Source organism: Flavobacterium psychrophilum DSM 3660 = ATCC 49418 (genome assembly GCF_002217405.1).
GTDB classification, from domain to species: domain Bacteria; phylum Bacteroidota; class Bacteroidia; order Flavobacteriales; family Flavobacteriaceae; genus Flavobacterium; species Flavobacterium psychrophilum.
Map to the genome: position 1 here is coordinate 1 of NZ_MUHE01000017.1, position 5,652 is coordinate 5,652.

Below are 5,652 nucleotides of genomic sequence, written 5' to 3' on the forward strand. Positions count from 1 at the left end.
TGGTTAATATCTTAACATACTGAGATAAAGAAGTATTTTTTTTTTAGAAAGTTTCTTCCCGAGTCTTGCGACTCGGGAAAAGTGTGTACATAAGCTTACGGGTTATTAGTACTACTCGACTATGACATTACTGCCTTTACATCTATAGCCTATCAACGTAGTCATCTCCTACGACCCTTAAAAGAAATCTCATCTTGTGGTGGGTTTCGCGCTTATATGCTTTCAGCGCTTATCCCTTCCCAACGTAGCTACTCTGCGGTGCTCCTGGCGGAACAACAGATACACCAGAGGTTAGTCCAATTCGGTCCTCTCGTACTAGAATCAGATCCACTCAAATTTCTTGCGCCCACAGTAGATAGAGACCGAACTGTCTCACGACGTTCTGAACCCAGCTCGCGTGCCACTTTAATGGGCGAACAGCCCAACCCTTGGGACCTTCTCCAGCCCCAGGATGTGACGAGCCGACATCGAGGTGCCAAACCCCCCCGTCGATATGAGCTCTTGGGGGAGATCAGCCTGTTATCCCCGGCGTACCTTTTATCCTTTGAGCGATGGCCCTTCCATGCGGAACCACCGGATCACTATGCTCTACTTTCGTACCTGATCGACCTGTATGTCTCTCAGTCAAGCTCCCTTATGCCATTGCACTCTACGCACGGTTACCAAGCGTGCTGAGGGAACCTTTAGAAGCCTCCGTTACTCTTTTGGAGGCGACCACCCCAGTCAAACTACCCACCAAGCAATGTCCCCCACTTATGCGGGGTTAGGCCTCAGATAAACAAAGGGTTGTATTTCAACAATGACTCCACAACGCCTAGCGACGCCACTTCACAGTCTCCAACCTATCCTACACATCATTTATCCAAGGTCAATACTAAGCTATAGTAAAGGTGCACAGGGTCTTTTCGTCCCACTGCGGGTAAACGGCATCTTCACCGTTACTACAATTTCACCGAGCTCATGGCTGAGACAGTGTCCAGATCGTTACACCATTCGTGCAGGTCGGAACTTACCCGACAAGGAATTTCGCTACCTTAGGACCGTTATAGTTACGGCCGCCGTTTACTGGGGCTTCATTTCAATGCTTCTGGTTACCCATAACATCTCCACTTAACCTTCCAGCACCGGGCAGGTGTCAGGCCCTATACTTCATCTTACGATTTTGCAGAGCCCTGTGTTTTTGATAAACAGTCGCCTGGACCTCTTCACTGCGGCCAGCATTGCTGCTGGCGACCCTTCTCCCGAAGTTACGGGTCTATTTTGCCTAATTCCTTAGCCATGAATCTCTCGAGCACCTTAGGATTCTCTCCTCAACTACCTGTGTCGGTTTACGGTACTGGTACTATCAATCTGAAGTTTAGAGGTTTTTCTTGGAAGCCCTTAGGCGCACTATCTCTTTGCCCGAAGGCTCCGAGTACTATCGTATTTCCCCAAAAACCGTGGATTTGCCTGCGGTTCTTATAGGTAGGTACTTCAACGAACTATTCCGTCAGTTCGCGGCGCTTTCATCACTCCGTCACCCCATCACAATTAATAGTAGTACGGGAATATTAACCCGTTGGCCATCGACTGTCCCTTTCGGGTTCGCCTTAGGACCAGACTAACCCACAGCTGATTAGCATAGCTGTGGAAACCTTAGTTTTTCGGTGTGCGGGTTTCTCGCCCGCATTATCGTTACTTATGCCTACATTTTCTTTTCTAACCAGTCCAGCAAGCCTTACGACTCACCTTCTACCCTGTTAGAATGCTCCCCTACCACTTAGAGTAATCTCTAAATCCATAGCTTCGGTAATATACTTATGCCCGATTATTATCCATGCCCGTCCGCTCGACTAGTGAGCTGTTACGCACTCTTTAAATGAATGGCTGCTTCCAAGCCAACATCCTAGCTGTCGATGCAGACAGACCTCGTTCTTTCAACTTAGTATATATTTGGGGACCTTAGCTGATGGTCTGGGTTCTTTCCCTCTCGGACTTGGACCTTAGCACCCAAGCCCTCACTGTTATGAAACATTATATAGCATTCGGAGTTTGTCAGGAATTGGTAGGCGGTGAAGCCCCCGCATCCAATCAGTAGCTCTACCTCTATATAACTTTAACCATAACGCTGCACCTAAATGCATTTCGGGGAGTACGAGCTATTTCCGAGTTTGATTGGCCTTTCACCCCTACCCACAGATCATCCCAAGACTTTTCAACGTCAACGGGTTCGGACCTCCACTATGTGTTACCACAGCTTCATCCTGTCCATGGGTAGATCACACGGTTTCGCGTCTAACACTACTGACTAAAGCGCCCTATTCAGACTCGCTTTCGCTACGGATCCGTGACTTAATCACTTAACCTTGCCAGCAACGTTAACTCGTAGGCTCATTATGCAAAAGGCACGCCGTCACCCCACGAAAGGGCTCCGACCGCTTGTAAGCGTATGGTTTCAGGATCTATTTCACTCCGTTATTCACGGTTCTTTTCACCTTTCCCTCACGGTACTGGTTCACTATCGGTCTCTCAGGAGTATTTAGCCTTAGCGGATGGTCCCGCCAAATTCAGACAGGATTTCTCGTGTCCCGCCCTACTCAGGATACCACTATCGTTATCTTCTATTACTTATACAGGGCTATCACCTTCTTTGGCTTTACTTTCCAGTAAATTCTAATTCTATCCGCAACAAATAACGTGGTCCTACAACCCCAACATTGCCGTAACAACATTGGTTTGGGCTAATCCGCGTTCGCTCGCCACTACTTACGGAATCACTTTTGTTTTCTTCTCCTCCGCCTACTTAGATGTTTCAGTTCAGCGGGTTTGCCCACCTATCGGTGTACTATGTCTTCAACATAGTGGGTTGCCCCATTCGGGTATCTACGGATCAAGTCATGTGTGCTGATCCCCGTAGCTTTTCGCAGCTTATCACGCCCTTCATCGCCTCTGAGAGCCAAGGCATCCCCCATACGCCCTTATTTTGCTTATTGTACTTTTTCTAGCCATTAGCCATTAGTAATTAACCATTAGTTTTTCAACTTATGCCTAATGCCTTTTGTCTAATCACTAAAAAGTGTTCTTTCTACTTTTTAAATATTTTCTTATCTCAATATGTCAATGAACTTTAATAAAGTATTAAGTGTTTTGTATTAAGTATTAAGATTTTGTCTTAATACTTATACTATCATCTTGATACTATCTCGTGGAGAATAACGGAGTCGAACCGTTGACCTCCTGCGTGCAAGGCAGGCGCTCTAGCCAGCTGAGCTAATCCCCCTAATAGATTTTAGATTTTTTGAATTCAGATTTTAGATTTTGAATTGTAGTTCTAATTTCTTTTGGTTGAATCCTCAACTTCTAAAATTTCCTTTACTTTAATGAACGTATTTATCCTTTTTTTAATCTAAAATCTTAATTCTAAAATCTTAAATTAATTTGTTGTCTCGGACAGACTCGAACTGTCGACCCCTACATTATCAGTGTAGTACTCTAACCAGCTGAGCTACGAGACACTCTTCTAATTGATAATCAATAATTATCAATTATTTTTTATTTTGAACTAACAGCAAAGAGTAATTGAGAATTTTCTTATTTATAAAACTAAAAACATGCTCTAGAAAGGAGGTGTTCCAGCCGCACCTTCCGGTACGGCTACCTTGTTACGACTTAGCCCTAGTTACCAGTTTTACCCTAGGCAGCTCCTTGCGGTCACCGACTTCAGGCACCCCCAGCTTCCATGGCTTGACGGGCGGTGTGTACAAGGCCCGGGAACGTATTCACCGGATCATGGCTGATATCCGATTACTAGCGATTCCAGCTTCACGGAGTCGAGTTGCAGACTCCGATCCGAACTGAGACCGGTTTTATAGATTCGCTCCTACTTGCGTAGTGGCTGCTCTCTGTACCGGCCATTGTAGCACGTGTGTAGCCCAAGGCGTAAGGGCCGTGATGATTTGACGTCATCCCCACCTTCCTCACAGTTTACACTGGCAGTCTTGCTAGAGTTCCCGACATGACTCGCTGGCAACTAACAACAGGGGTTGCGCTCGTTATAGGACTTAACCTGACACCTCACGGCACGAGCTGACGACAACCATGCAGCACCTTGTAAATTGTCTTGCGAAAAGTCTGTTTCCAAACCGGTCAATCTACATTTAAGCCTTGGTAAGGTTCCTCGCGTATCATCGAATTAAACCACATGCTCCACCGCTTGTGCGGGCCCCCGTCAATTCCTTTGAGTTTCATTCTTGCGAACGTACTCCCCAGGTGGGATACTTATCACTTTCGCTTAGCCACTGAGATTGCTCCCAACAGCTAGTATCCATCGTTTACGGCGTGGACTACCAGGGTATCTAATCCTGTTCGCTACCCACGCTTTCGTCCATCAGCGTCAATCAATTTGTAGTAACCTGCCTTCGCAATTGGTATTCCATGTAATCTCTAAGCATTTCACCGCTACACTACATATTCTAGTTACTTCCAAATAATTCAAGCCAAACAGTATCAATGGCCGTTCCATCGTTGAGCGATGGGCTTTCACCACTGACTTATCTGGCCGCCTACGGACCCTTTAAACCCAATGATTCCGGATAACGCTTGGATCCTCCGTATTACCGCGGCTGCTGGCACGGAGTTAGCCGATCCTTATTCTCACAGTACCGTCAAGCTACCTCACGAGGTAGTGTTTCTTCCTGTGCAAAAGCAGTTTACAATCCATAGGACCGTCATCCTGCACGCGGCATGGCTGGTTCAGGCTTGCGCCCATTGACCAATATTCCTCACTGCTGCCTCCCGTAGGAGTCTGGTCCGTGTCTCAGTACCAGTGTGGGGGATCTCCCTCTCAGGACCCCTACCCATCGTTGCCTTGGTAAGCCGTTACCTTACCAACTAGCTAATGGGACGCATGCTCATCTTTTACCGTTGTGACTTTAATAGTGTGTTGATGCCAACTCACTATACTATGAGGTATTAATCCAAATTTCTCTGGGCTATCCCTCTGTAAAAGGTAGATTGCATACGCGTTACGCACCCGTGCGCCGGTCTCAAATATTGCTATTCTACCCCTCGACTTGCATGTGTTAAGCCTGCCGCTAGCGTTCATCCTGAGCCAGGATCAAACTCTTCATCGTATATTGTTTGAAGTTAGCATTAATGCTTTCTTCTGTTTTTGATGTTATAGCTTTATTTCAAATCTTACGATTCGCTCTTACTCTTTATTCTTTTGTTTTAAATATCGCTATTTAAAACGGCTGTCAATTCAATATGTCTAGGAACTTGTCTTGCTTTTTTTTAGCCTCGTTTGTGTCTTTATCTGTTTCTCGAAGCGGGTGCAAAAGTAGTGGTTATTTTTTAACTGGCAAGCTTTTTGATAAGTTTTTTTGAAAATATTTATTCTCGTTTGCTTTTCTTTTTCTTAACCAATTTGTCAATGAACTTAATCTCTTGCGGGGTGCAAAGGTAGTTTCTTTTTGCTATTTTCCTAATCTTTTTAATAAAATTTTTGTTTTATTTTTTTTCGATTCGTTTTTAATATGTAATAAGAACTGTGTGCCAATGCGGGTGCAAAAGTAATACTTCTTTTTGGTTTTGCAAGCTGTTTTTTGACTGTTTTTTTGTTTTTTGTTTTAAGGTTTTGGTTTTGTGGTGGTTATCTTTGGTTTTTTTTGAAGC

At 45.0% G+C, this 5,652-nt stretch carries 2 tRNA genes and 2 rRNA genes; all 4 read right to left on the reverse strand.

The features are described 5' to 3' along the window. Positions 1-85: 85 nt before the first annotated feature. The 4 genes from B0A57_RS05240 to B0A57_RS05255 all read right to left on the reverse strand — a co-directional run bounded on the left by B0A57_RS05240 (position 86) and on the right by B0A57_RS05255 (position 5,111). Positions 86-2,972, reverse strand: a 23S ribosomal RNA gene (locus B0A57_RS05240). Positions 2,973-3,185: 213 nt separating this feature from the next. Next, a tRNA-Ala gene (locus B0A57_RS05245) sits at positions 3,186-3,259 on the reverse strand. 161 nt (positions 3,260-3,420) lie between these two features. After that, positions 3,421-3,494 (reverse strand) — tRNA-Ile (locus B0A57_RS05250). Between the two features lie 105 nt (positions 3,495-3,599). Then, positions 3,600-5,111 (reverse strand): 16S ribosomal RNA (locus B0A57_RS05255). Together the 16S and 23S rRNA genes with 2 tRNA genes alongside form the textbook arrangement of a ribosomal RNA operon. Positions 5,112-5,652: the final 541 nt, after the last annotated feature.